We start from the raw sequence: 25981 nt of genomic DNA, 5'->3' as shown, positions 1-25981 counted from the left end.
ACACAATTCCGTCGTGCCCTTATTTTGCTGATCTTTTGACTTTGTAAAACCTAAATACCAGACTGAAAACGTTAACTTTTTGTTAAAGGTAAAGGAATGCACGAAAGCACTAAGTCAGTTTGGCAGCCCAGCGAGCAGCGCATCGTAGACGCCAACTTAACCCAATTCATGAATCGCCTTGATCAGCAGGGCGTACTCGGACGGAAATTACAAAACTACACGGATCTCCATCAATGGTCAGTGGAACATCCAGAATCGTTTTGGCAGAACGTATGGCAGTTTTGTGGAATGGTCGGCTCGCAAGACTGTATTAATAAGGCACAAGGCGAGCGCATCAAAACTCAAGGTGAGAGCCGCTGGCAGCAGCCTAAATCGAATCGCGATGCGGTGTGGTTCCCGAATGCTCAAGTTAGCTACGCAGAAAACTTGCTGCGTTTAGCGCAGGAGATGCCGGATGAACGTGCGATTTGGTTTGAGAATGAGCGTGGCGAACAACAGAGTTATACATGGAAAACCTTGTGTGAAGCGGTCTCTAGCGTTCAGCAATGGCTTGTCGATAGCGGTGTTCAACAAGGTGATGTGGTTGCTGCATATACGCCCTATCTGCCACAAACCGTGATAGCAATGCTGGCAACCACCAGCTTGGGCGCGATTTGGACATCGACCTCGCCTGATTTCGGTGTCGAGAGTGTGATTGAGCGATTTGGCCAAGTGAAACCTAAGGTGCTATTCACCTGTGATGGCTACACCTTCAATGGCAAGACGTTCGACATGACGGACAAGAACAGTGAAATCATCAAACACTTAACCGAGCTAAAACAAGTGTGTCAGATCGGTTACTTGGGAAGGAATGACTTTGAAAATGATGTGTCGACCCGAAGCTGGCACAGCATCATCAATCATTATGAGCCACAACCTGTACGATTTGTGCGTATCGGCTTCAATGAACCATTGTTCGTACTCTACTCTTCCGGTACCACAGGAAAACCAAAGTGTATTGTCCATTCTGTAGGTGGTACTACCATCAACCACCTAAAAGAGCATCAACTTCATTGCGATATAAAGCCGAAAGATCGCGTGTTCTACTACACCACGTGTGGTTGGATGATGTGGAACTGGCACGTATCTGCGCTCGCCAGTGGGGCTTGTTTGGTGATCTTTGACGGCAGTCCAATTTACCCGCAACCCAATGTAATGTGGGACTTGGCACAGCGTGCCGATGTGTCTCTGTTTGGCACCTCAGCCAAGTACCTAGAAGCGATTGAGAAGGCAGAGCTATCACCTATCGAAAGCCACTCTCTGCCTCATTTAAGAACACTGTGCTCGACGGGGTCTGTGCTTTACCCTGAACAGTTTGATTACGTTTACAAACACATCAAACAAGATCTGCATTTAGCATCTATTTCCGGCGGAACGGATATTTGTGGCTGCTTCGTTTTGGGTAACCCAATCTCGCCGGTGTATCGCGGAGAGTGCCAACAGGCAGGGCTCGGCGTCGACATCAAGGTGTTCAATTCGTCGGGTCACAAGGTCAATCACGAACGTGGCGAACTGGTGTGTACAAATTCCCTACCCAACTTCCCTGTTGGCTTCTGGAATGACACCGGAGAGCGCTATCACAGCACTTATTGGGATAGGTTCGATAATGTGTGGCATCACGGTGACGAAGTCGCACAGAGTGTGCATGGCGGCTATCTGTTCTACGGGCGAGGCGACACCACACTCAACCCTGGAGGGGTAAGAATTGGTACTGCCGAGATCTATCAGCAAGTGAACACCATTGAGGGCATCATCGATTCCATCGCAGTCGGTAAAGATGTCGACCGCAATGAACAGATATGGCTATTCGTTCAACTACAGCAAGATGTGGATCTAGATGAGGGGCTACTGACAGCCATCAAGAGTAAGCTCAAATCATCTTGCTCACCGAGGCATGTACCAAGCCAGATATTTGCGATCAGCGATGTGCCAAAAACACGCTCAGGCAAACTTGTGGAGTTAGCTGTGAAACAGGTAGTGAATGGAAAGCCAGTCGAGAACATCGCCGCGATAGCCAATGCTGATGTGTTAGATGAAATAAAGCGCGTAATTTCGCTTTAATAGTTAGAACAGAACTATTAGATAAAGGGCCGGTTAAAGGTGCAAGTTCAAAAGCATTCAGCCCTTTGCTGTTCTTTCTAATATTTGCGTTTACTGCAAGTTACCCATCACCATGACAGAAAGTCAGTAGCAATTTTCTATTCCCTACTAAACCCAAAAGTTAGAAACTCAGTACAAGTTATTGGATAATCGTACAATTTTTCGTTTATGAAACAACCGTAACAGCGCTTTATAAGGGCTAGACGTTGGTCTAAAACTTGCTTAAAAGCAGGTAATATTAACCTTATCGATTTCGTGAGCCTATGAGCAACCCTCTTCCTCCCAAAACATCCATGCTGTGGAATGACCATCCTTACACGCTCGAAGAAGCCGTTGCTGCGTATGAAAGCGATGGTTCCTTATCTTCATTGACTGAAACTTCAGCAGCACCCTCAAATGATATTGCAGGCTCACCTCCTGAGCGCAGTATGTTTTGGGAAGGAGAAACCAAGAAAATAGACCCGCCCTCAAAACCTGAGCCAAGAACGATTGATATGACGCAGAGGAATGAACCCAAAGAAGTAGGGCCAGCCCATATCATTCCCGTCCGCTACGCTCTCGACCAACTCGATAATGAAGACGCTTCACCATTTGGTTTACCAACTAAATGGCAAGGCAAAGGGCCAGCAAAGCTCAATACTATTGACTATACACTTCGTCAGGTGCGCGATGGTTGGCTTTATGTTTATGATTCGGTTAGGAAGGTCCTTGATGAATATGAAGTGAAAGGGACACAATTCACGCTTCATAAACTCGGGGCAACTGAAGACCCGGAGTCAGAGGCAAGGGGAACACCGGAACCCTCTAGCACATTTCTTACATATACGGACGGTAGTCTTCTGTCCCTCTGCTTCTCTGAGCATCGGTGGACATGGAAAATGTTCCTTGCTGTGATAAATAACCCTAGTAGCCATATTGATCGCATGCAAACCATCGTATTAACGGAGAACGCGAAACAGCATCATATTGCCCCCATAACCCAGCTATCTGAAGTTGCTGACATCGAAGCGTCTGCTGTCGATGATGGGCGTTTTGCGGATTCTGGCATCACCACCAAAGCTGATGAAGATGGTTCTATCTTTAAACCTGTCGCAGCCGAGAGTGATTTAACCTCTGCAATTCCAGAAGAAGCATCGGGCTACTTCGTCGCGATAAAAGATTACGCCGCTGACATTCAAGATATATCGCTGCATTTTGTTGGTGCCGCCAGCCCCTACCGCCTTTTCGTCGACCAGTTCTCGAATCAATGGCATTTGATGCAAACCGCCATGCAGTTATCCATGTTTGGGGCGAGTGATGAAATAGACATGCCATGGAGAGTAAAACGCAATCACCAAGAGCTTGCCTTCTATGGTGACATGGCAGAATATTATGATGCATCGACCCACCTTAATTTAGCTGAAAAAAACAAAGGGGCGATTCAGTCAGGCTACCCTGCCCAATTTTCTTCGGGCGCTATTGAGTCCAGTCAAAATACACAGTCTGCTGTTGCTCAGTCTATCCAAGAGAAATACGGCATATCCGCCAGTCGTTTTGGCTACTACGAACAGTGGATTGCTAGCGACCGCTGGCGCAAGCAGCTCAATTGGAAACAAATGTTGCGCGAAATGCAGGCGCTATCAGAGCAAAAAGAAACCATGCTTGCTCAAGTGACTTCCGTAAAGCGTGACTTTATTTCGGTATTAGAAACGCTCACTCCTCATCATCTCGAACGAGTCTTCGACCTTTACAGCGAAGAAACGCAATATAGCCTCTATCAGCTTCATCTAGCGGCGGTAGAAGCATTTAGCCTTGTGATTGGAGAAGAAGACCGCATTTGGGCAGAAAGCCAATGGGAAAAACCGACCAGCTTATTATCACTCTATACCTCTGGGTTTAGTCGAAGTGTCTATAATGAGTTGAAAAAATCAATTCCCGCCCCCCTATCAACATCGTCAAGCGATGAAGATACATGGTTAGAGCATGTCTCTTCGGTGAGCAATAAAACGGGGATGTATGCGAAGGTCATGGACTTTATTACAAACCCAAACACCTCCGAAACCGACATTTTTAAAGACTTGGCAAAAGGCTTTAAAGAGCTCGATACTCTGTTCAAAGCCTCTATTAGCGCTGCTTTAAAGGGGACGTTAGAGCTGGGTGTGAGTTTTACCTCTCAAGCTTCTATTCTATTGATGCCAACGCTGGCTAAGCCATTGTCTCGAAATGGTTTTGTATGGCGAGCGAGTATAGCTGAGCGTATGGCGCAAACGATGCCAGTGAGTATTAACGACAATTATGCACAAGGATTTAAGGATTGGAAAACGCGCATTGAAGATAATCTTACTGAGCTAAAGAAAAACAACCTCATTATTGCTGAGGTAAATCAAAATCAGCGCAAGGCGACGGCTAAGTATAAAGAGGCGTTAAAGAATCAGCGTCGACTCAAAAAATCATTAGCGGTGGCGACTTTAGAATACCCACAACGCATTATACTCCCGGACGACCTAGCGAAGGCAACGGTAGAATTTAGGACAAGGGTAATCAGCGAGGCCGCAGGTGATTTACACAAACTGTTCGAAAACGCGGGTGGGTTGGGGTTTCTAGCTCTTCTGTTTAACAGCATTGCCTTGACCGATGCCATGAGCAGTATTGCCGATACAGGCTTGATGAATTCAGATGAATTCTTAGACATACAGCAAAAGCTGTTTTATACCGCCAGTGCGTGGACGGGGATTCGGACGGGGAAATTATGGGAGAGTGTAAAGGGGGAGCCTAAATTAAGAGCCTACTCATACAAAGTGTTAAAGAAGTTAGTGAGTAGAAGCGAAGATGGTTTGGAAAACCTGATCCTTGATGACTTAAAGGTCTTCAATAAATGGCTTGCTATCACAGGTGCTTTGGGGGCGCTGGCTTCGGGTATTGAGGCGTACCGTTCTTGGCAACGAGAAGATGAGTTGTATGGTCGCGAGTTAGTGTTTCAAAGGTTGAGTACAGCTAGTTTAGGCGTAACAAGTGCTATCGCTGCGTGGCAATTTGGTGGTGCATTAACAAGGTGGCTCTCACCTAACATAATATTTGGTGCTCCAGTTATGGCTGCTTTAGTTGTAGTAACGATTATTACTTTAGTTGCTAATCACGTCTTGAGTAAAGTAAAACAAGATGATTACCAAAAGTGGTTAGATAAACTGCCTTGGGGTTATCACCCTGCTCGAACTCAGTGGAGCCAATCTGCAAGCTTGCCTGAACGAGAGAAGCATAATTCAGCCTTAATACGTCAAGCGCTGTTTGACTTACAATCTATTATTCAGCAACCTACGGTATACCATCAGCCTATTGAAAAAGTCCAAGCCTATCCGGGTTACACTCATCGTGAATTAATTGGTTTGGACGTGCATATTCAACTGCCACGCCATACAGCAACGAATGGTATTACCGTGAGTACCAATACCAAGGCAACAGAAGATGAGTTGACGTCCGGCTCGTGGCATCAAAACGCAGATTTAGTCACGTTACAAACTCAAGACCAAGCTAGCGCCGAATTGGTGGTGTACAAGGTAACGTTACCGATTAAAGATGCCGATCAATACCTTGCCGTGCAAGTAGCGTATGATGTGGAAGATGATGCCCCAGCTAAGCGTGAGTATTGGTTCCAAAACGGCATAAAACAGAGTGCAACTTATGGCGTAATTTCAGACAATACTAAACAAAACATCATTAAAAAATCACTCACCCCCGTTGTTGGCACATTAGGTTTTCAGGAGTAACCCTTGGCATATTCACCATTTTATATCACCCCAGAAGAGTTGGCAGTTTATCAAGAAGCGCAAGAGCAAGAGACCCTCTCAGGGAAAAATTTAATAACATGGCGTAAATACGATATTGAAGAGCCAAGTCGATACCTTTATTTGTTCATTTCGATTGTGGCAATGTTGCCGATAATTGTATTTTTCTACTTTCTTGGCTTTTGGTCTGGAGGATGGGTTAATGATGCCATATCGGTGCTTGTCACATTTTTTATGTACTCGTTAAGCTACTACATGTATGGACGAGATTATCGCTATGACTATATTTTTTCTAGCAAAGGCTTTGTGATGAAAAAGCGTCGCAATATGCCTAAGTGGGTAAATACCGCCACGCAAGCTGTTGGTTGGATAGGCGCGGTGGTGTGTGTGACAATGGTAACGGTGGTTGGCCCAATGGCATTAGCGGGAGCTGGAGCCCTTATTTTACTCTCATTTGGTATGCTTAAACGCAAGCCTGATGAACCAACAGAAGTGAGAATCGGAGAGCGTGAAGATTGGCTGTTTGCTGACTACAACAAGAAAAGAAAAGTGGTCCAGCTCTACTTTAAACAGGATAGATGTGAATATATCGATATGGAACATGACACAATTTTCCGTTCACACAGTCGATCCGATTGCTACATATTCTTTAAAACTGAAGCGGATTTAGAATCCATGGTCACGCAACTGTCAAAAGTCTACAAACTGAATTGTACAGAGGTCGATGACCATAAAAAGCTGTTTGAAGCGAAGCCAGAAGCTAGACTATTTAGCATCCCCGTTTGTAATAGAGAATATCAAACCGATCAGGTATTTGATTTAAGGACTACGAAAGCTCCATTACCTGAGAGGAAGTACCTTTATAACGGTAAGTGGCAGACCGAGTCTGAGATTGAAAAATCTAAATCTGAACTAACAACAGCCAAGGAGTAACCCTTGGCATATTCACCATTTTATATCACCCCAGAAGAGTTGGCGGTTTATCAAGAGGCGCAAGAGCGAGAGATTCTTACCGGGGACAATTTAACAACATGGCACAAATATGATGTAGAGGAGCCGTTTCGTTACCATTACAAATTAACCGCGTTGCCATTTATGAGCTTCTTATTTGTAATTGTATTTTTGACACACACGAGTGAGACACTTGTCGTAACCTTTTTTGGTCTTATCTTGTCAGTGATGATGGCTGGCGTCTTTTATCTCACGATCGGCCTCGATTATCGGTATGACTACATTTTTTCTGACAAAGGCTTTGTGATGAAAAAGCGTCGCAATATGCCTAAGTGGGTAAATACCGCCACGTAAGCTGTTGGTTGGATAGGCGCAGTGGTGTGTGTGACGATGGTAGCGGTGGTTGGCCCAATGGCTTTAGCGGGTGCTGGCGCCCTTATTTTACTCTCATTTGGTATGTTAAAACGTCAACCCGATGAGAGAACCGAAATTAAAGTGGGTGAACGAGAAGATTGGCTGTTTGCTTACTACAATAAAAAAAGGAAAGTTATTGCTATTTACCATAAATATGACAGCAGTAACTATAGAGATATAGCGAAAACGACAGTAGGTCGATGTAATAATCGAGGTAGAAGTCTATTGTTTTTTAACTCCAACAGCGACTTAGAAAACACATTAGAAAAACTATCTATTGAATATCAAATTAAAATTACTGAGTTGGAAGATAAAAAAGTATTTTTTAACGCTTATTCACCAGATGAATTGCTCTCAGTACCAGCAAGAAGCCTAGAGTTTCCTGTGGGCGATACTTTTGAACTTAGAGCTCAAAACGCACCTACCCCTGATTGGGAATACCTTTACAACGGCAAATGGCAAACCGAGTCTGAGATTGAAAAATCTAAGTCAGAAGGTGCAAATAACCTAAGTAGCAATATCTGATTTCACCTTTGTCACTCGAGCTAGTTGTTAAAGTGTAGAAACCAAGAAGCCTCCAACATCGGAGGCTTCTTTTTACCCAGATAGCATTAAGAGACTAAGCTTCTGATCAAAGACAAAAGAATGCATTCGGACTCTTATTAGAGCAAGTTAAAGGTCTAGATACTCAGTCCAGACTTCTCCCCTCTTTTCAAAAAACATCCTCAATTTAGCAAAATAAATCTTTGTTTCCGTTCACATCGGTGCGTTCGCATCCGCTTGATTCTCTGGCATTGCCTCAATAAACGCGGGTAACTGGTTACACGCTTCGACAATCGAGTTAATGATCGGATAAGGCGACATATCAACGTCAAAGCGAAGCGCGTTGTAGACTTGCGGCACTAAGCAAATATCGACGATACAAGGCGACTCCGTGAGGCTATACACTGAGTCGCCGTGTACTTTTCTGTGCTTCGCCAACTTCTCTTCTAACGCCGAAAAACCTTGGCTCATCCAATAGTAAAGCCAGTCCATTTTCGCCTCTTGCTCGCACGACAATTCCCGCTCCAAATACTGCAACACGCGCAGATTATTAAGAGGGTGAATTTCCATCGCAATATCCTGCGCCATTGCCAACGCTTGATAGCGCAGTGGTGTTTGCTCAGGAATCAACAAGGAGTCTGGGCTGCTCTCACACAAATAGTTTTCATCCAAGTATTGCAAGATCGTCAGCGACTGATTGAGTTGAACTTCGCCATCCACCAGCACAGGCACTAATTCACTGGCGTTGAGCTCGCGATATTGTGGATCATGCTGCTCGCCGCCATTACGCACCAAATGCACCGATTTAGACTCATAGCTGAGTTGTTTTAGGTTCAATCCGATACGCACTCGATAGGCTGCGGACGAGCGCCAGTAACCATAAAGTATAATGTTCTTGTTCATGACGCTCTCGCTTATACAGAAATCCTATTATGTGGATTATAGCGCTCGATACTGGCTCACTTTTTGGTCTATCGCGCCAAAAATAGAATCACCTGCCGCATCGAACATCTCTAGTCGAATCGAGTCACCAAACGACATGAATTGAGTCGACGGTTTGCCATCGCGAATCGTCTCTATCATGCGTACTTCAGCAATACAGGAGTAGCCCACACCACCTTCCGCAATTGAGGTGCCGTGGTCAGTGCCTTGCTTATTCGATACCGTACCTGAACCTATGATCGCACCGGCCGAAAGTGGGCGAGTCTTCGCAGCGTGAACAACTAATTCTGCAAAATTGAAGGTCATGTCCACACCTGCATTTGGGCACCCAAAAGGCTGGTCGTTGTAGGTTGAAGTCAGTGGCAGATGCACCTTACTGCCTTTCCACTGCTCACCTAGCTCATCAGGTGTGACGGCAACCGGAGAAAACGCAGAAGAGGGCTTAGATTGAAAGAAGCCAAAGCCCTTGGCGAGCTCTGCTGGAATCAAGCCACGCAGCGACACATCGTTAACCAACATCAGTAAACGAATCAAATCGTGTGCTTGCTTGGCGCTGGCTCCCATTGGCACATCTCCGGTGACAACCGCGACTTCACCCTCGAAATCAATACCCCATTCATCACTGGCAAACTCAATATTGTCACGCGGGCCAATAAACGCATCTGAGCCACCTTGATACATGAGCGGGTCAACCCAAAAGCTTTCTGGCATTTCAGCACCACGCGCTTTACGCACCAACTCAACATGGTTTACATAGGCGCTGCCATCCGCCCATTGATAAGCGCGTGGCAATGGCGATTCACAATACTGAGTGGCAAACACTTCACTGCCTGTCACATGCCCGTTGTTTAACGAGGTGTATAACTCTTCTAACTGAGAAGCCACGCTGTCCCAGTTATCCAATGCTACCTGCATGGTTGGCGCCAGATGCATCGCATGAAAGATTTCAGTGGCAGCCACACACTGTTTGAGATCTTTACTCACGACCATCAATAGACCGTCGCGAGTGCCATTTTTCTTGGTTGCTAATTTCATCTTTGTTGCCCCTTACTTCTCTTGCCAACTGTAGACATATTCTTTGTTCTCAACGCTATCGAGTTCGTCAGAGAACTGCAGCGCATGGCGAGTATCGATCATCACCGCCACTTCATCGGTGAACTTTTTCTTGTGCGCTTGCCCAGCCTTAAAGGCTTTTGGGTGAGGGCCATGTGTGAAGCCCGCAGGGTGGAAAGTCACCATGCCCGCTTCAATATTGTCGCGGCTAAAAAAGTCACCAGCGTGATAGAAAAGCACTTCGTCGTAGTCATCATTGTTGTGGTAGAACGGCACTTTCAGCGCACCGGGATCGCTCTCAATCGGGCGCGGCACAAAGGTGCACACTACAAAGCCTGCGCCAACAAACGTCGTATGCGCAGAAGGTGGCAAGTGGTAGCGATGTGACATCAGCGGTCTAATATCGCGCCAATTCACTTTCACCACAGCTAAGTCGCCATGCCAGCCAATCGCATCCAATGGATTGAACGGATAGGTGATCACGCTGACTTTGTCGTGGCGCTTCACCTGAACCTGAGTCTGGTTTTCTGAATACTGAGCGCGGAATTGATCATTGATTGAAGGGATGTCGAGAACCGCCGGATCAAACACCGCGTGATTACCGACCATACCTTTCTCTGGCAGGGAGTAAGCCGCGTCTGTGTTCTCAATCATCAAGATGAACATCGGCTCACTTGGCTCTAAGCGCCAGTTGGTCGAGCGCGGGATCATCACATAATCCCCTTCGCTCACGGCTAGATGACCATAGTCACAATAGAGATCGGCGCTGCCTTGGTGAATGAACAGCAGCTCATCACCGTCGGAATTACGCACTAAGAAATCCATCTTCTCATCCATGCGCCATACGCGAATTTTGCAGTCCGCATTGTGCAAAAGATGAGGCACAGCCCAAGGGGTTATCTGGCTGGCTTTCTCCACCAGAGTAAAATCAAAAGCGCGAGGGCGCAGATCGCCCTCCCACTCCGACCAACCTGTTGGGGCATGTTGGTGATGAAAGTGAGCGGCAGGGCCGAAGAAACCACTTCGGCCCGCCTCTCGCTCATAGATTGCCTCTTCAGGGAAGTCGGCATGCGCTTGTTTAGAACACACCCCTTCCCGATGAGGAAACGAGATCCATTTATGCATCGTCTAATACTCCTCGACGAATCTGGTCCTCTTCAATCGATTCAAACAGCGCCTTGAAGTTACCTTCGCCAAAGCCTTCGTTGCCTTTACGCTGAATGATTTCAAAGAACACAGGCCCGATTACTGTCTGCGTGAAAATTTGCAGCAAGATGCCGTCTTTGGTCGGCGCGCCATCAATCAGCACACGTAAGTCGCGCAGCAGATCGGTGTCTTCACCGTGGCCTTTCACACGATCGTCAACTTTCTCGTAGTAGGTATCTGGGGTTGGCATAAAGTCCATGCCGCGGTCACGCAGAGTTTTCACTGTTTTGTAGATGTCATCGGTGGCGAGTGCGATATGTTGGATGCCTTCGCCGTTGTATTCGCGAATGAACTCTTCGATCTGTGATTTGTCGTCAGAAGACTCATTGATTGGGATACGGATCTTGCCACATGGTGAGGTCATGGCGCGGCTCACAAGGCCTGTCAACTTGCCTTCGATGTCGAAGTATCGAATCTCACGGAAGTTGCCAAGACGCTCATAGAACCCAGACCATACATCCATGTTGCCTTGCTTCACGTTGTGCGTCAGGTGGTCGATTTCATACAAACCAACATTAGCTTCGGCCATGCGTTGTTCAGCATCATCATAGAATCGGAAGTCGACGTCGTAGATGCTCTGCTTGCCATAACGATCCACAAAATAGAGCAAGCTTTCACCGATGCCGTAAATGGCAGGAATGCTTAGCTCCATCGGCCCTATTTCTGTCTTGTACTCTTCACCGCCGCCCTTAAACGCTTGTTCCATTGCAGCGGTTGCTTCGTTGACACGAAAAGCCATGCCACACACCGATGGCCCATGCACCTTAGCGAACGCTTCCGCTTGGCTGTGAGGCTGTTCATTGACGATAAAGTTGATGTCACCTTGTCGATACAGCCAAGCCTCTTTTGAGCGATGCTTGGCGATCTCAGCAAAACCAAGTGACACAAACAGCGCTTTAAGTTGCTCAATTCCCTTGTGGTCAACGGCCGTGTATTCAACAAACTCGAATCCATCCGTGCCAAGCGGGTTGTATGTATCCACCATGAACTTTCTCCTTGTACCTATTGGTTTTGTATTTATTACGTAGTTGTGTGTTTTTTATCCTCAATTAAATTTGGCCCACAAGACGAGATAATGGAATGGATGGAGGAAAATGGGCAATTTCGATGAAAACCCGTCAACTTGTAAAATATTTGTTACACACAAGCTATCAAGACAAGAAAGTGAGTGCTATCAAGGGATTGAAAGGTGGTGGTTTGATTTACAGCAGAGTAAGAAATGTTATTGAATTGTTACATATATCCTTTTGTCAGCTAAGGTAATAAATCGAACATTAGACTGATGATGCAAAAAAGCCGCTGTAGTCAGCGGCTTGATGAGTTCTAGAACGAAGCTAATTCGAATATAAGATTCGCGTTAATCCCAGTTGAGAATCGACCAATTCGGTTGATCGGCTAAGGCTTTTAAACGCGGACATGGGTTCACCAGATAGGCAAAATCGGCGTGTTCACACAAAGGTAAGTCGTTGATTGAATCCGTATAAAAGTGAATGTCTGAGTAGTTAGTTTCTTGATTATCTAACCACTCTTTTAAACGCGTCACTTTGCCTTCACGGTAGCTTGGTACACCTAATATTTGAGAAGTAAAACGGCCTTGGTTTTCAATCAAATCGATACCAAGTGCATTCTCGATACCCATCTTACGCCCCACTGCTTCCACCAAGAAAGTCACGCTAGCAGAGATGATCAACATGTCGATGTCGTCATTCTCTAGCTGTTCAATCAAAGGTTTCGACTGCTTGAATTGCTTAGGCAAAATATGCTGCTCGACACACTCTTCCACCAAAGCGCTAACTTGCTCTGTTGGCATGTTAGCGAGTGGCTGCATGGAAAATGTTAGGTAATCTTCCATGTTCAATTTACCTTCCGAGTACAAGCCCATTAAGCGCTTATCTTCTTCGATAAAGTTGGGGGCTGTGGCAATGCCCTTTTCAACCAAGAACTCATTCCAGAGCATTGCTGCATCGGCATTGATCAGCGTTTCATCCATATCAAATACATACAAAGGTTTGAACATCTTAGGCTCTCACAGGTTGAATTTCGTTAAGGTTAAACAGGAGTTCAAGTTGGCTGCCATTTGCCAATAGTCGTTCAGAAGAACGGTTAAGCAAGTCGACCGTTAATTCACACTCATCAACGTCCACTTGGTAACGAATCACGTTGCCCAAAAGCTGGTGGTTGCGAATGGTGCCGGTTTTCGGCGCAGAGATATGTTGGCCATATTGTCGACCTTGCTCTTTAACGTAGATAGATTCAGGTCGAATCGCCACCTTCCACTCGGTTTCAATATCGAACAACTGTTTAGCCTTGTTCGCTTGTACCAAGTTGTAGTGTCCCATGAAACCCGCGACGAATTCATTGGCAGGTTGAGTGTAGATCTCTTCAGGTGTACCCGCTTGTACGATCTCCCCTTTGTTCATCAAGAAGATACGGTCAGACATGATCATCGCTTCTTCTTGATCGTGAGTCACGAAGATCGTGGTTAGGTTCATCTCTTTTTGGATATCTCGGATCTGTTGGCGCAGATGTTTACGGATCTTCGCATCTAGCGCTGAAAGCGGTTCATCCAACAGCAAAATACGTGGCTTAACCACCAAGGCTCTTGCCAAAGCCACACGCTGACGCTGGCCACCTGATAGCTGATGCGGGTAGAACTTCTCTTTGCCCGTTAAGTCCACTAGCTCAATCACTTTCGCGACTTCGCGCTTAATCTCATCAGCAGCAAGCTTTTTCATCTTAAGACCAAACGCAATGTTGCCTTCAACCGTCATGTTCGGGAACAACGCATAAGATTGAAACACCATGCCGATGCCACGCTGTTGCGGCACTTGGTGAGTAATCTCTTCGCCATTCACCCAGATTTCGCCACCATCAACAGGATTCAGGCCTACCAAGCTGCGTAGCAGAGTCGATTTACCGCAACCACTTGGACCAAGCAGAGTAATGAATTCACCCTTCTCAATTGAAAATTCAATGCCTTCAAACACTGTGTTGTCACCAAAGCGCTTAGTGAGGTTTTTCGCATTTACATAGCTCATTATTTTGTTCCCTGGCTGAAACGACTTGCCAACCAAGTCAGTAAGAAGATAAACAGGAAGTACGTCATCACAAGCGCTGACGTGAAGTGTCCGCTGGTTTGACGCATGTTGTATAGGTAGATTTGCAGCGTCTCGTAGCGAGTGCCAACCAAGATATTGGCAAACACGAACTCACCCAATAGGAACGAGAACGACAAGAACAGCGACGCCATTAAGCCTTTCTTAAGGTTTGGCAGAATAATCAATAAGAACGCCTTGGTGGTACTTGCGCCAAGCAGGTGTGCCGCGTCCATCAAATCGTGCAGGTTGATTGCTTCAAAGCTGTTGGCAATCGCGCGGTACATGAATGGCAGCGCAATGGTGAAGTAGGTACCAATCAGAATCCATGGTGTACCTATCAGTGAAATTTCGCTATCGGCATACAGCTGAAGTAAGCCAACCGATGACACCACAGGCGGCACCGCGAACGGCAATAAGATCAGGATATTCATCACATTGTCGAGCTTCGGAAAATAGTAAAACACCACGAAAATCGCAGGCAGAACCAACACCACACTCAATGACAGCGCCGCCACACAAATAAACAGTGAACGACCAAAGGCTTGTAAGAAGCGAGGATCCGTCAACAGGTTGATGTACCAATCCAAAGTAAAACCGTCAGGCAAGATCGTGGCGCCCCAACGCGAAGAGATCGAGTAGATGAAGGTCGCTAAGATCGGGATCATCATGATGCCAACGATCGAATAGACCACGGTTTTATGAAAGCGAGTATTTACGGTGTTCATTACTTTCTCTTCCCTGCGTAGCTTTTGCTGATCAGCCATTGGTTAATCACAGTGATAAAGGCCAGCATCGCCATCAAAATCACGGAAATTGCGGCAGCTAGGTTGGGTTCTAGGAACAAGTCGCCCGATACCAAGCTCGCGATTCGAATCGTAATCACGTTGTAGTTGCCCGAGGTCAACGCATACACACTTGCATACGCACCAATCGCATTGGCAATCAAGATAATGAAGGTGCCAAACAAGGCAGGAGATAACACAGGCAGCGCGATTTTGGCCCAGTATTGCCACGCTTTCGCACCAAGTAGTGCTGAGGCAGCTTGCCAGTCGTCACTTAAAGCATCGAACGCTGGATACAGCAACAACACCGCCAATGGGATCTGGAAGTAGATATAAATAGCCAGCAAGCCCCACTTGCCATACAGGTCGAAATCGCCCAGCAAGCCGTACTGCTTAAGCAATAAGGTAATCGCCCCATTGGTGCCTAAGATAATGATGAATGCGAACGACAGAGGCACACCAGAGAAGTTGCTGCTCATGTTAGTGAAGGCAATCACCGCATCACGGATTTTAGAATCAACACGGCGCAGTGAAGAAACGAGCAGAGTCGCGATCGCTAAACCAACAATGCTCGACCAAATCGACAACCACAAACTGTTGCCGAAGGCCTGCATCATGAATGCAGAATCGAATATTTCAGAGTAGTTTTCGAGAGAGAGCTCATCGTCGTAGAAGAAGCTGTTGATCAGCACCCAAACCATAGGTGCCAGTTGGAACAGATAAAAAAACAGTGCGAAAGGCGCAAGCCACAAAGCGGGCTTGAAGCGTTTGAACCAAGATTTAGTTTGAGGTTTAAGCGCAGAGCCATCGCTCTGCGTGATTACAGAACTGCTCATAGGGCCAACAATTCCTGAGTGTAAGATTTATCGTGTTCAAGATTGAGTAGCTGACACACGCTGCCGCAAACATCCGTCTGTTTCACTGAACATTCTTGGTGTGTGAACTTATCGCCAATCACGAAGAATGGTACTTCACGCTCTTCAGGCAGAATGCCACCGTGAGACAGGTCATTGTTCATGCCATGGTCACTGGTAATGATCACTTGATAACCATCATCTACCCACTTCTCAACGTAGTTCGACAGATAGATATCCGCGCCACGTGCACTATTGCGGTACTGGCGAGAATCCAACCCATGCTTGTGTCCAATATCGTCAATGTTCATTGGGTGAATCAACAAGAAATCAGGCTGATGAGTGACACGCAGATGCTCTGCATCCAAGAACAAGGCTTCATCTGGGTAATGGTCCCAGTGGTAGAAACAGCCGTGTTGAATGTTCATGGTTTCATCGTTGGTAAAACGGTCACGCACAGCGTCAAAAGGCGCTCGGTTATACAACTCGCTCACCCAGTGATAGGCAGCAGCAGCCGTCACTTTGCCCTGCGATTTAGCCAAGCTAAAGATCGACTCATGATTAGACAAACGCACGATTTGGTTGTTAACGATGCCACTCTCGACAGGGCGAACACCGGTCAGGATGCACTCATACAATGGACGTGACATAGATGGCAGCTCACACTGCACTGGGTAAAGTGTGGCGCGCAGCTTGTTTTTTTGCATGCTCTGCGAAGTGCTCTGTTTATTCTGCAAATCGCCCTGCTTTTCATGCATATCACCCTGTTTTTCATGAAGATCTTTAAGTTCTAGAAGACCGTTCAGGTAGCCCATGCAATCACGGGCTACCTGATAATTCAGTCCATCTAGAACAACAAGGATAACCTTATTGCTCATGGTCTATTCTCTATTGCTTATTTTGAATACGGATTACTGTTGGTGAATCAACACACTTTCTTGCCACTGACGCGGCAGGCGACGTGCTGATTTTTCCCATGCTGAGAAGTCTGTCACTGGGTGAACATTGCTGTATTGCTCGTTCGAGATCAGCTTGTCTTGTACTGATTGAGGTAGCGTAACACTGCTACGGATTGGACGCGCGTAACCTTCTGCTAGGTTGATTTGGCCTTGGTCGCTGAAGATGTATTCACGAGCCAACTTCGCCGCGTTCGGGTTTTTCGCGTATTTGTTGATGATAGTGGTGTAACCAGAGATCACTGAGCCATCTTGTGGAATTCTTACCGTAAAGCGCTCACGGTCGATCTTGTCGCGGTAGTTCAGTGCGTTGAAATCCCACATGATTGCCACTTCCACTTCGCCTTTTTCGAGGTTCGCGATGCTTGGGTCTGTGTAAGACAGACGGCCTTGCTTCGCTAGCTCACCAAAGAATTTAATCGCTGGTTTTAGGTTTGACTCGTCACCACCGTTAGCAAATGCAGCCGCTAGAATCGCGTTGTTTGCTTGCGCTGCTACGCCTACATCACCGACTGTTACTTTGTAGTCGCCTTCTAGTAAGTCACTCCAAGATTTTGGTGCATCTTCAACAAGGTTGTTGTTTGAAATGAACGAGATAGTGCCTGTGTAAGCCAGAGCCCAATGACCATCTTTATCTTTCGCCCAGTCTGGAATGTCATTCCAAGTGGTTGGTTTGTATGGCTGAGTTACGTCTTTCTTCACTGCGACACGTGCAAAGGCGAAACCAACGTCACCAATATCTGCGGTTGCGTTTCTTTTCTCTGCTTCAAATTTTGAGATCTCTTGTGCTGAGCTCATGTCCGTATCCTGATGCTTCAAACCGTAGTTTGCTTTCAGGTCAGTCCATGTGCCTTTCCAGTTTGCCCAACTGTCTGGCATACCCACACTGTAAACCGCACCCTCTTTTTGAGCGGCTTCAATCAGTGACTCAAGATCAGCATCCTTCGCCATCGCTGGCATTGAAAGTGTTGCCGTTATTAACGTTGCGCCAATCAGTTTGGCTGGCGATACAGTTGAACGGCTAAGCAAAGTTTTCATTGTCTCTATCCCTCTGGACTAGGTCAGTAAGTTCGTTTTGTATGCTATCGCCGAAGTGTGACGCTTTCGCGCAAGTTATTTGACAGTTAGGATGCATTTCCGTGGCAGTTATATTTCACCCATATGACAGTAAGCCTTTGTTTACTGTCACATTCCTGTTAACTCCATGGTTTACCTTATTAAGTACACGAACTTATGGACTAGATCAGCAATGAGAACATTGGGTACAGGGCAATCAGGGACACAGCTAGGCAGGATTAAGACAAGCATTAGAGAACAGCTTCAATCAGGCATCTTCACCGAGGGGCAAAAACTGCCATCCGAAAGAGAACTCAGCGAGCTATTTTCCACCACACGAATCACGCTCAAAGATGCGCTGGTGTCATTAGAAACTGAAGGCCTGATATACAGAGAAGAGCGCCGAGGCTGGTATGTGTCACCCGAACGGATTCGCTACAACCCATTGTCCCGTTCTCACTTTCATCAGATGATTCGCGAACAAGATCGAATTGCAGAAACAAGGCTGCTCAGCACCCGCACAGAGATGGCGGCAGGCGATTACGCCAAAGCATTAGAGATAGAACAGATAACCCCGATACACGTGATTGAGCGATTACGCTTTATTGATGGCAGAGCGGTACTGTTTGTTGAAAACGTCTTAAAAGCGCCGCTGTTTGAAAAGGTATTATCGGAAAATCTCACTATGTCACTAACAGGCATCTACCGAGAAAAATACGGCTACGAGACCCAACGTTCGCGCTTTGACGTGGTTCCTACCTCTGCCCCTGCACATGTCGCCAAGGCACTGAATTTGGCAGAGGGCCAGCCTGTTCTTAAGATCTGCCGAGTGAACTACAAGCAAGATGGTGAGTTAATGGACTGCGAACTGGAATACTGGCGCCCCGATTCTGTGGTGATCCATATTGATAGTATTGGCTAGCGTCACATGACTATTTGCCTAGGTTTAGGCTTAGGAAGAAAAAGCAAGCACATACAAAAACTCCGATTGATTTAGTCGGAGTTTCGTTTTTAGCGGTTACGTTTGATGAGCAACTAACTAAACAATCTTTTGCTCATCTTCTTCTTTGGCCGAATCGGTTTCTTTAGATAAAAAGCTCGCGACAATCTCTCTCAGCTTACCTTGATTAACCGGTTTTGGTAAAAACTCATCCATACCCACATCAAAACATAAATGCTTGTCTCTCTGCACAACGTTGGCCGTGAGCGCGACGATTGGAATATGCTGTGAAGAGCCCTCTTCTAACGCTCTGATCTGTTTAGTGGCTTCGAAGCCGTCTAGAACGGGCATCTGGCAATCCATAAAGATCATCACATAGTCATTGGCTTTAAACTTCTCGACACCAATTTCCCCGTTGTCCGCGATATCTACCTCAAGACCAAGCTTCTTAAGCATCATCTTAGCCACTTGTTGATTCACTCTTGAATCTTCAACCACCAATACTTTGCCACTAAAAGACGCGGTGATAGCCGCAGGTTTTGGTTCTTCTTTTAAAGCCGTTTTCTCAGGTTCTGCTGGTTTAACAACAGCCGCAGGTTTGGTTGTTGGCACAGGCTCATTATCTTTGAACGCCACCTCGCCTCGATTTGGGTAAGTGAAGGTCGAAGTATCCGCCGCTCTCGCTAACACCTCACTGATGGTCCATTTAAGCTGATTATCTTGATATGGACGCGCAATGTAAGCGACAAAGCCAACTTGCTTGGCTCGAACTTCATCCTGCTTTCTTGGGTCAGCAGAGATCATCACCAGCTTAGGGCAATCTTTCTCAAAGCGTTCAAGCAAACTTCTGGCTAGCTGGAAACCATCAATCGCTGGCATCACTTTGTCTATCAGCACTAAATCATAAGGCGTCGATTGAGCAATAGAGTCAGCCACCAGCTCTAATGCTCTAGCGCCGGTCTCACAACATTCAGATGTCACTCCAAAGGACTGCAGTTGCGTCGACGTAATCCGCATATTGAGTTGGCTATCATCCACCAACAGCACTGAAATCTTGTTGAAGTCGATACGGCTCTCTTCCACTTCCAAACACGGATCAAAGTCTGCGGTGAAATAGAATGTGCTGCCCTGCCCTTGCACACTAGTGAGCTCAAGCTTGCTGCCCATTAAGGTAACGATTTTGTCGCATATCGTTAAACCAAGCCCTGTACCGCCATAGATACGAGTAGTGCTACCGTCGGCTTGTTGGAACTTATCAAACACCGACTGTTGTTTGTCTTCCGCAATGCCAATGCCACTATCTTTTACCTCAAATCGAACTCTCAGCTTTTGCTCAGGTTCTGTAATTTCTTCCAAGCGAAGTGAAAGGGTGACATGGCCATGCTCAGTAAACTTGATAGCGTTGCCCACTAGGTTATTCAGAACCTGTCTTAACTGGGTGCCATCGCCGATGACCATGGTTGGAATCTTAGGATCAATGGCCAGTTGGAATCTGAGCCCTTTTTGTTCAGCTTTCACCCTAAAGGTCGACTCAACATCGGCTGCAATGCCCATCATTTTCATCGGTTCTTGCTGAAGCTCAAGCCTGCCCGCTTCAATCTTCGAGTAATCGAGAATGTCATTGATCAGATCAAGCAGCGTCAGCGAAGAGGTATTAAGCATGTCGACATACTCTTTTTGCTCTTTCGGCATGTCCATTTCAGAGAGCAGAGACGATAGCCCGATGATGCCATTCATTGGAGTCCGGATCTCGTGACTCATGTTGGCAAGAAATTCACTCTTGTTGCGGTTGGCTATCTCTGCGGTGTTTTTGGCTTTTTCTAATTCTTGGTATTGTTGACGAATGCGTTCAATAGACTGGTTATAGCTCGACTCTAGCGTTGAAATCTCATCTTGATAGGTACATTCAGTTGGAGTGAGAAAACGTGGCTTGTTGTCTTCCACTTGTTGCTGATTAATTTGAGAAGACATGATCATCAAGCGTTTAACGACTAAACGATAGACAATAGTCAGACACACCAGAGAAAGTAAAAAGATTTTCACGGCTTCGAAGGCGAGTAACAACAGAACCCGTTCTTCGAAATCATCGAGGATAATACTTAAATCAGCTTGCACCGTTAATGTGGCGAGAGGGTAATCTTGACCTCCCATTTGGTGCACCATTTCCCAAGACTGAGAATAAGACTGGCCAGAGGTTGCTTGACCCAGTTCTAGAATTTTTTCACCAGGGCTTTCTATTTTAAGATAACTAACAGAGGGTAAACGAGAGATGCCCTCAGCTTGTACGAACAGTTGAGTCCGGTCTTCCACCCACAAGCTCGCCGTTAAACCGGAGAGGTATCCCGCTTTAACCTGTTCGATCTGAGAACTGATAAAAGAAACTCGATTTTGGTACTCCACATATAATCCTAGACCTGTCACTATGACTATGAATAAGGTGCTGATTGCGATTATTGTCCCGATCAACTGTCGAGAGAGTCCAATATAGCGTTTTCCTTTTTTCACCATACACAAATTACCATTATTGTTATCCTAGCAAACTACAATTACTCAACTAGTATAATAGTAGTCATTCATCAAATAACTAGGGAAGGTTATGAAAAAACATCTTATCGTTGCATCCATAGTCGTTTTGTTTTCAAGCAGTTATGCTTCTGCAAGCGAACCTCTTCACTACTACATTATTGCGAGCCAAGCGCAACCTTTTCAGATCGAAACTGACGGGTCATCTCACAGAGGAATGGTTTCAGATATTGTGGAAGCGGTATTCGATGACAGCCAATATGAGATCAACTACCACACCTACCCTTTTAACCGAATGATCGACAAGCTTGATGCGAGAGAAAACCCAAACTGGGTAACCTACGGTAGCCCGAGCTGGGGAAACATCCAGTCTGTTAACCTGTCTAAAGATCCGATTTACAATGTAAAACACGTGTTACTCAGCAGCGGAAAAAAGCCGTTTGAGTTTAATACTATCGATGATCTAGACGGAAAAGCCGTGGTATTGCTGGTGGGGTTTGAGTATCCGAACCTAGAGCCGTACATCCAACAAGGCAAGCTTAACGAGATTCGAGTGAAAGATTACACGGCTGCGTTTCGTGTCCTAAACCGAGCTCCTGGCGATACTGTGTTTGTTGAGATGGAATCACGCATCAAATATAACCTAAACGAGCAGAAGCTGAGTATTGATGACTACCAGATGCAAGAGTTTGGTTCAGTAATCAATAACTACCCTATCCATTTAGCATTTGACCCTGAGATGGATCCTAAACTGCAAACCTTCATTGACCAACGTCTCGACCAAATGAAAGACGATGGACAGCTCAACGACATCGTACAGAGTTACTTATAACGACAGAGTCACGTATGGCTTGATAACGTAGTTAAGCTCTCTTCGATAAAAAAACTAGCTCTAAACCGAAAATGCCGCCCTGCTTAGCTATAGACTAAATGGCAGGGCGGCCTTTTTAATACGACTAGCCGAGCGTGAATAAATCAGTGCGAAGCGATCAAATGCAGCTGTTGAGTACGAAGCTGTTGTCGCACCGTCATCAGAATCTCACCCAATCGATTCTCCCCAGTCCCATCACCGCCATCTCCCCAAAAGTGATCTTTGTGAGAGTGTTCTTTGATAACGCAATCTCCAGTGTTGGTGAGAAAGAAGGCAAATTGCGGGTTCTGTTTAAATTTTTCGGTCACAATGAATCTCATCACTTCCACGCGGATGTCATACCAATCTTCACGTACTTGGTCTTCATAATGACGACTCAACGAAAATGCTTCAGCAGGCGAACAGGCTTCCAAAATAGTATTGCGCAGTTCTTGAGAGGCGAACTTCATCGCTTGATAATAGTGTTCGCTGGTAGCCCAGACTTGGTCATCGACCTTGATGGGACAAGCCGCAAAATTTGAAAGGTATCCGTTTGGATCTTCAGGTTCATAAAACAGCACTTCTTTGGCTTGAGCCACAGAATTAGACATAGCCTTCTCCTTACCAACGACATCGCATATTTTTGCTTTAACTTTAAAATTAGTGGCGTTGCATATTGCTGTCAAACAACTTAGTTCAAGAGTAAGCCATCAGCGCGTTTTTAGCTGGAAAGGGAAGTGAGTTAAGGAGTTAAGTGAAATATTTTCTACTAAAAAAAGAACGGTATGTGGTTAGTTTAAATTGCAGTTAACGAAATAAAATCTATATAAATCAAAGGGCGGTATGTAACCACCCTTGAAATACAGTTGGAAATTTTAGTGAATCAAACCGAGATCTCTCGCTTCTTCCAGACTAAAACCGCTTTCTCTAATTTCTCTTAGAGTCTCGATACGACGACGAGCTTCAGCAGACTTCATTTTCTTTTCTGGTTTGAAAGATACTTCTTCTTCAGCATCCCACTTGTTTGCAATATTTGTCATTTCGTCATGGTTGATAGAATTAATGGACATGTTTTCCTCCGAAAAGCACCATGTAATGGACAGCTAATCTGTAGCAAAAGCTAAATCACTTGTTAAGAAATTCTGTACTGAAATGTGATGATTCCGACGCTTCACAAAGCTAATTAATAAATGCCTCATTTAAACTTTGCCAAAGCCAATTTCTGCAATTACATTTACAAGATTCCCCACTAGAAATGTGGTTTGATCTAACTCTCATTTTCTCCTTTCTCAATCTTGCTTTTCCACTGAAATCTCATGAAATAACCCTAGATTAATTTCGAGGCACTTCATTCTTTTTGTGCTCACTGCTTTCACTAAATTCACTTCATGTTAATGATAATAGTTATCAATATCATAACTGAGTATTTAGTATGTCTAGTGAACATTCAGAGACACCGCTTCTCCAAGTGAAGAATTTATGTGTCGATTACATTACCGATAACGGCGACTTTAATGCCGTCAAATCGGTAAGCTTTAACATCAATCAAGGAGAGATTTTCGGTTTGGCCGGCGAATCAGGGTGCGGGAAAAGTACCATCGCGTTTGCCATTAACCGTTTACACAAGCCGCCCGCTTTCATCTCTGGTGGGAAGATAATATTCAACGGACAAGATCTGCTCGGTTTATCTGACGACCACTTGAACACCTTACGTTGGAGCGAAATCGCCATGGTTTTCCAAAGTGCGATGAACTCACTCAACCCTGTACTCCCTATTCAAGAGCAATTCGCTGATGTTTTACGTCATCACAAAGGGATGACAGACGAACAAGCTAAAGACCGCGCAGAGAAGCTCCTCGACCTTGTAAACATCCCTCGCAATCGTCTCACCGAATATCCGCATCAATTCAGTGGCGGCATGCGTCAACGCTTGGTGATAGCCATCGCGCTCGCCCTCAATCCCAAGCTGATCATCATGGACGAGCCAACAACGGCGCTGGACGTGGTTGTACAACGTGAGATTCTGCAGCAGATACACCAACTCAGAGAGGAGTTTGGTTTCTCGATACTCTTCATTACCCACGACTTAGCATTAATGAGCCAATTGTGTGATCGCATTGCCATCATGCGTCACGGCGAGATCGTTGAAGTTAATCAAGCCCATGAGATCCGTAACAACCCACAGCACTCCTACACCCAAAAGCTTTGGAGTTCTTTCCCCAATATTCATCAACACGCTCACGCAATAGCGTAATTGGAGGCTCCATGACACAACCTATTATCCAAGTAAAAAACTTAGTCAAAGAGTTCACCGTGGGTGGCGGCTTTGGTAAAGAAGACATATTTAGAGCACTGCATGGCGTGAGTTTCGATATCTATGCCGGAAAAACGTTGGCTCTGGTTGGGGAGTCTGGCTGCGGCAAAAGCACTTGTGCTCGATTGATGACCAAGGTCTACCCTGCTACCGAAGGGGAGATACTGTTCAACGGCAGAGACATCTCAACCCTCAACAGCCGTAAAGATATCTTGGATTACCGCAGCCGCGTACAAATGATATTTCAAGACCCATTTGGTTCGCTCAATCCAACTCATACCATAGAGCACCATTTAACGCGTCCGCTAAAAATTCACAAGCAAGTCGCCAATAAAGAGGCGCTCGTCGCTCGTCTTAAAGAGTTATTGGCGCTGGTGGAGTTACCCCAAGATACACTCGCTAAATACCCTCACGAGCTCAGTGGTGGCCAAAGACAGCGAGTTAACCTAGCAAGAGCGCTCGCCGTTGGTGCTGAAGTCATCCTAGCTGACGAACCGACCTCAATGTTGGACGTGTCTATAAGGCTTGGGGTGCTTAATCTCATGCAGAGAATGAAGAAAGAACTTGGCATCGGATTTTTGTACATTACTCATGATCTTGCGACAGCCCATTACATCGCCGAAGAGACGGCTGTGATGTACAAAGGCCAGATCGTTGAGTGGGGATCAACCCAGTCGATCTTAACCAATCCGCAGCACCCATATACGAAACTGTTGATCTCAGCGGTACCGGATCCTGATCTGCCATTTGGCGAACTTGTCAAAAATGAACCAAACTATTCAGTGGACGCTGATCGAATTCGAGAGCAGAGCAGTGAAATACAGAATGAGATTAAGCAAGTTGCTGATAATCACTATGTAAAACAGTGGGATAACGTTGCATGAATGAACTAGACACTTGGTTGGAGCGGATCGGAGATTGGTACAAAGACCGAAAGCATGATCAAGTGGAACGGTTAGAACCTTTGATCTTAACGCCTCCAGATGCACTCTGGGGGCCTTTGATCACGGATGAACAGAGCAAAGGCATCGCATGTTGGTTAGACGGGTGCTTGAGAATCTATACCTTCTATCGAAACTCAATCGAAAACCCAGACCACCAAGAAAAGGCTTATCAATACCTGATGTTTGCTTACGGTAAGCTTCAGGCGGTGTCTTGTGATCCAGAAGCAGAACCCGGCTTACAAGAGTGGTGTACCAAGCGGGTACAGCACTTGTGTGTACTGGCTTTGGAGTTTGCCAACCAACAACAAGAACCACGCTGGCAAAAAGAATCGGAGAAATTGATCGAATCACATGTGCGCTTTATGGCGAGCCAACCCCAGAACGATGATCAAGGTAGCGTTACACACCAACTTCATTGATCAACCCTTTCTCGATCAAACATCAACGCATCGAAATTACTGTCCCTCAAAAAGACCCGATCCATTGAAAGCATGATCTCACCTTGATCATGCTTCGGAGCTTATCAAGGTAAGCTATTGAATATTAATGATTCGATGAATTTCAGGCAAAAAAAAGCGAGTCCCTTGGGAACTCGCGAAAATCTATTCAGTATGATGTAACAAAATATGAGCCAATCTATTAATCATAAGAAAGG

Annotated in this window: 22 protein-coding genes and 1 pseudogene; 10 read left to right on the top strand and 13 right to left on the bottom strand. The window is 45.8% G+C overall.

Features of this window, described 5'->3' with window-relative positions:
* Positions 1–96: 96 nt before the first annotated feature.
* The 4 genes and pseudogenes from BCT49_RS05980 to BCT49_RS05965 all read left to right on the top strand — a co-directional run bounded on the left by BCT49_RS05980 (position 97) and on the right by BCT49_RS05965 (position 7790).
* Positions 97–2100, top strand: coding sequence for an acetoacetate--CoA ligase (locus BCT49_RS05980; RefSeq protein WP_102434526.1), 2004 nt, complete (start codon positions 97–99; stop codon positions 2098–2100).
* 302 nt (positions 2101–2402) lie between these two features.
* A complete protein-coding gene (locus BCT49_RS05975) occupies positions 2403–5882 on the top strand; it encodes a T6SS effector BTH_I2691 family protein (RefSeq protein ID WP_102434525.1) in 3480 nt (1159 codons plus the stop codon).
* 3 nt (positions 5883–5885) lie between these two features.
* Positions 5886–6833 carry a hypothetical protein gene (locus BCT49_RS05970; protein ID WP_102434524.1) on the top strand — a complete coding sequence of 316 codons (948 nt, stop codon included), beginning with the start codon at positions 5886–5888 and terminating at the stop codon, positions 6831–6833.
* Between the two features lie 3 nt (positions 6834–6836).
* Positions 6837–7790, top strand: a pseudogene (locus tag BCT49_RS05965) (hypothetical protein).
* Between the two features lie 231 nt (positions 7791–8021).
* Here the strand turns inward: BCT49_RS05965 and maiA are convergent.
* The 4 genes from maiA to hppD are packed head-to-tail and all read right to left on the bottom strand — an operon-like array spanning position 8022 to position 11994.
* Positions 8022–8726, bottom strand: a complete 705-nt coding sequence (gene maiA / locus BCT49_RS05960; protein WP_102434523.1) for a maleylacetoacetate isomerase — start codon at positions 8724–8726, stop codon at positions 8022–8024.
* A gap of 21 nt (positions 8727–8747) precedes the next feature.
* Positions 8748–9785, bottom strand: a complete 1038-nt coding sequence (locus tag BCT49_RS05955; RefSeq protein WP_102434522.1) for a fumarylacetoacetate hydrolase family protein — start codon at positions 9783–9785, stop codon at positions 8748–8750.
* A gap of 12 nt (positions 9786–9797) precedes the next feature.
* Complete coding sequence (locus BCT49_RS05950) at positions 9798–10928, bottom strand: homogentisate 1,2-dioxygenase (protein WP_017075602.1); 1131 nt, start codon at positions 10926–10928, stop codon at positions 9798–9800.
* Positions 10921–11994 carry a 4-hydroxyphenylpyruvate dioxygenase gene (gene hppD, locus BCT49_RS05945; RefSeq protein ID WP_017100488.1) on the bottom strand — a complete coding sequence of 358 codons (1074 nt, stop codon included), beginning with the start codon at positions 11992–11994 and terminating at the stop codon, positions 10921–10923. The genes BCT49_RS05950 and hppD overlap by 8 nt, the downstream gene beginning before the upstream one ends.
* A 95-nt stretch (positions 11995–12089) precedes the next feature.
* Here hppD and BCT49_RS26115 point away from each other — a divergent pair, with 95 nt between their 5' ends.
* On the top strand, positions 12090–12272 hold the full coding sequence (locus BCT49_RS26115) for a hypothetical protein (RefSeq protein ID WP_102434521.1): 183 nt from the start codon (positions 12090–12092) through the stop codon (positions 12270–12272).
* Positions 12273–12366: 94 nt separating this feature from the next.
* Here BCT49_RS26115 and BCT49_RS05935 read toward each other — a convergent pair whose 3' ends face one another.
* From BCT49_RS05935 to BCT49_RS05910, 6 genes are read right to left on the bottom strand one after another with little or no spacing between them, the layout of a single operon-like run.
* A complete protein-coding gene (locus BCT49_RS05935) occupies positions 12367–13026 on the bottom strand; it encodes an HAD family hydrolase (protein WP_102434520.1) in 660 nt (219 codons plus the stop codon).
* A 1-nt stretch (position 13027) separates the two neighbouring features.
* Complete coding sequence (locus BCT49_RS05930) at positions 13028–14047, bottom strand: ABC transporter ATP-binding protein (protein ID WP_102434519.1); 1020 nt, start codon at positions 14045–14047, stop codon at positions 13028–13030.
* Entirely contained in the window at positions 14047–14832 is a 786-nt protein-coding gene (locus BCT49_RS05925; RefSeq protein WP_102434518.1) for an ABC transporter permease, read from the bottom strand. The genes BCT49_RS05930 and BCT49_RS05925 overlap by 1 nt, the downstream gene beginning before the upstream one ends.
* On the bottom strand, positions 14832–15725 hold the full coding sequence (locus BCT49_RS05920) for an ABC transporter permease (protein WP_102434517.1): 894 nt from the start codon (positions 15723–15725) through the stop codon (positions 14832–14834). The genes BCT49_RS05925 and BCT49_RS05920 overlap by 1 nt, the downstream gene beginning before the upstream one ends.
* Positions 15722–16621, bottom strand: a complete 900-nt coding sequence (locus BCT49_RS05915) for an alkaline phosphatase family protein (RefSeq protein WP_102434516.1) — start codon at positions 16619–16621, stop codon at positions 15722–15724. The genes BCT49_RS05920 and BCT49_RS05915 overlap by 4 nt, the downstream gene beginning before the upstream one ends.
* A gap of 33 nt (positions 16622–16654) precedes the next feature.
* The gene (locus BCT49_RS05910) at positions 16655–17737 is read right to left on the bottom strand and encodes an ABC transporter substrate-binding protein (RefSeq protein ID WP_102434515.1); all 1083 of its coding nucleotides are present in this window, start codon (positions 17735–17737) and stop codon (positions 16655–16657) included.
* A gap of 211 nt (positions 17738–17948) precedes the next feature.
* Between BCT49_RS05910 and BCT49_RS05905 the strand changes: the two genes are divergently transcribed.
* Positions 17949–18677 carry a UTRA domain-containing protein gene (locus BCT49_RS05905; RefSeq protein WP_102434514.1) on the top strand — a complete coding sequence of 243 codons (729 nt, stop codon included), beginning with the start codon at positions 17949–17951 and terminating at the stop codon, positions 18675–18677.
* Positions 18678–18794: 117 nt separating this feature from the next.
* On the opposite strand, the gene BCT49_RS05900 is transcribed toward BCT49_RS05905, so the two are convergent.
* Positions 18795–21203: a response regulator gene (locus BCT49_RS05900; protein ID WP_102434513.1), complete on the bottom strand. Its 2409-nt coding sequence runs from the start codon at positions 21201–21203 to the stop codon at positions 18795–18797.
* Positions 21204–21291: 88 nt separating this feature from the next.
* Here BCT49_RS05900 and BCT49_RS05895 point away from each other — a divergent pair, with 88 nt between their 5' ends.
* Positions 21292–22050 carry a substrate-binding periplasmic protein gene (locus tag BCT49_RS05895; RefSeq protein ID WP_102434512.1) on the top strand — a complete coding sequence of 253 codons (759 nt, stop codon included), beginning with the start codon at positions 21292–21294 and terminating at the stop codon, positions 22048–22050.
* A 143-nt stretch (positions 22051–22193) separates the two neighbouring features.
* Here the strand turns inward: BCT49_RS05895 and BCT49_RS05890 are convergent, their stop codons facing one another.
* Both BCT49_RS05890 and BCT49_RS05885 read right to left on the bottom strand, forming a co-directional pair.
* Positions 22194–22754 carry an NADAR family protein gene (locus BCT49_RS05890; RefSeq protein WP_102434511.1) on the bottom strand — a complete coding sequence of 187 codons (561 nt, stop codon included), beginning with the start codon at positions 22752–22754 and terminating at the stop codon, positions 22194–22196.
* A 189-nt stretch (positions 22755–22943) separates the two neighbouring features.
* Positions 22944–23138 (bottom strand): hypothetical protein, encoded by a 195-nt coding sequence (locus BCT49_RS05885; RefSeq protein ID WP_017111270.1) that lies wholly within the window; start codon positions 23136–23138, stop codon positions 22944–22946.
* Between the two features lie 362 nt (positions 23139–23500).
* On the opposite strand from BCT49_RS05885, the gene BCT49_RS05880 reads away from it, so the two are divergent.
* The 3 genes from BCT49_RS05880 to BCT49_RS05870 are packed head-to-tail and all read left to right on the top strand — an operon-like array spanning position 23501 to position 25745.
* Positions 23501–24322, top strand: a complete 822-nt coding sequence (locus tag BCT49_RS05880; protein WP_102434510.1) for an ABC transporter ATP-binding protein — start codon at positions 23501–23503, stop codon at positions 24320–24322.
* Positions 24323–24333: 11 nt separating this feature from the next.
* On the top strand, positions 24334–25266 hold the full coding sequence (locus tag BCT49_RS05875; protein WP_102434509.1) for an ATP-binding cassette domain-containing protein: 933 nt from the start codon (positions 24334–24336) through the stop codon (positions 25264–25266).
* Positions 25263–25745: a transcriptional regulator gene (locus BCT49_RS05870; RefSeq protein ID WP_102434508.1), complete on the top strand. Its 483-nt coding sequence runs from the start codon at positions 25263–25265 to the stop codon at positions 25743–25745. The genes BCT49_RS05875 and BCT49_RS05870 overlap by 4 nt, the downstream gene beginning before the upstream one ends.
* The last annotated feature ends 236 nt before the right edge of the window (positions 25746–25981 follow it).

It is taken from the genome of Vibrio lentus, assembly GCF_002875945.1.
In the GTDB taxonomy this organism is placed as follows: Bacteria; Pseudomonadota; Gammaproteobacteria; order Enterobacterales; family Vibrionaceae; genus Vibrio; species Vibrio apostichopi.
This window is presented reverse-complemented; position numbering and strand designations above follow the sequence as displayed.

Bases quoted from the DNA above. Each gene is read 5' to 3' on its own strand.
- BCT49_RS05880 (WP_102434510.1), top strand. From the start codon at position 23,501: ATGTCTAGTGAACATTCAGAGACACCGCTTCTCCAAGTGAAGAATTTA.
- BCT49_RS05980 (WP_102434526.1), top strand. From the start codon at position 97: ATGCACGAAAGCACTAAGTCAGTTTGGCAGCCCAGCGAGCAGCGCATC.
- BCT49_RS05935 (WP_102434520.1), bottom strand. From the start codon at position 13,026: ATGTTCAAACCTTTGTATGTATTTGATATGGATGAAACGCTGATCAAT.
- BCT49_RS05910 (WP_102434515.1), bottom strand. From the start codon at position 17,737: ATGAAAACTTTGCTTAGCCGTTCAACTGTATCGCCAGCCAAACTGATT.
- BCT49_RS05925 (WP_102434518.1), bottom strand. From the start codon at position 14,832: ATGAACACCGTAAATACTCGCTTTCATAAAACCGTGGTCTATTCGATC.
- BCT49_RS26115 (WP_102434521.1), top strand. From the start codon at position 12,090: ATGGATGGAGGAAAATGGGCAATTTCGATGAAAACCCGTCAACTTGTA.
- BCT49_RS05875 (WP_102434509.1), top strand. From the start codon at position 24,334: ATGACACAACCTATTATCCAAGTAAAAAACTTAGTCAAAGAGTTCACC.
- BCT49_RS05915 (WP_102434516.1), bottom strand. From the start codon at position 16,621: ATGAGCAATAAGGTTATCCTTGTTGTTCTAGATGGACTGAATTATCAG.
- BCT49_RS05950 (WP_017075602.1), bottom strand. From the start codon at position 10,928: ATGCATAAATGGATCTCGTTTCCTCATCGGGAAGGGGTGTGTTCTAAA.
- BCT49_RS05905 (WP_102434514.1), top strand. From the start codon at position 17,949: ATGAGAACATTGGGTACAGGGCAATCAGGGACACAGCTAGGCAGGATT.
- BCT49_RS05930 (WP_102434519.1), bottom strand. From the start codon at position 14,047: ATGAGCTATGTAAATGCGAAAAACCTCACTAAGCGCTTTGGTGACAAC.
- hppD (WP_017100488.1), bottom strand. From the start codon at position 11,994: ATGGTGGATACATACAACCCGCTTGGCACGGATGGATTCGAGTTTGTT.
- BCT49_RS05895 (WP_102434512.1), top strand. From the start codon at position 21,292: ATGAAAAAACATCTTATCGTTGCATCCATAGTCGTTTTGTTTTCAAGC.
- BCT49_RS05955 (WP_102434522.1), bottom strand. From the start codon at position 9,785: ATGAAATTAGCAACCAAGAAAAATGGCACTCGCGACGGTCTATTGATG.
- BCT49_RS05900 (WP_102434513.1), bottom strand. From the start codon at position 21,203: ATGGTGAAAAAAGGAAAACGCTATATTGGACTCTCTCGACAGTTGATC.
- BCT49_RS05920 (WP_102434517.1), bottom strand. From the start codon at position 15,725: ATGAGCAGTTCTGTAATCACGCAGAGCGATGGCTCTGCGCTTAAACCT.
- BCT49_RS05975 (WP_102434525.1), top strand. From the start codon at position 2,403: ATGAGCAACCCTCTTCCTCCCAAAACATCCATGCTGTGGAATGACCAT.
- BCT49_RS05885 (WP_017111270.1), bottom strand. From the start codon at position 23,138: ATGTCCATTAATTCTATCAACCATGACGAAATGACAAATATTGCAAAC.
- BCT49_RS05870 (WP_102434508.1), top strand. From the start codon at position 25,263: ATGAATGAACTAGACACTTGGTTGGAGCGGATCGGAGATTGGTACAAA.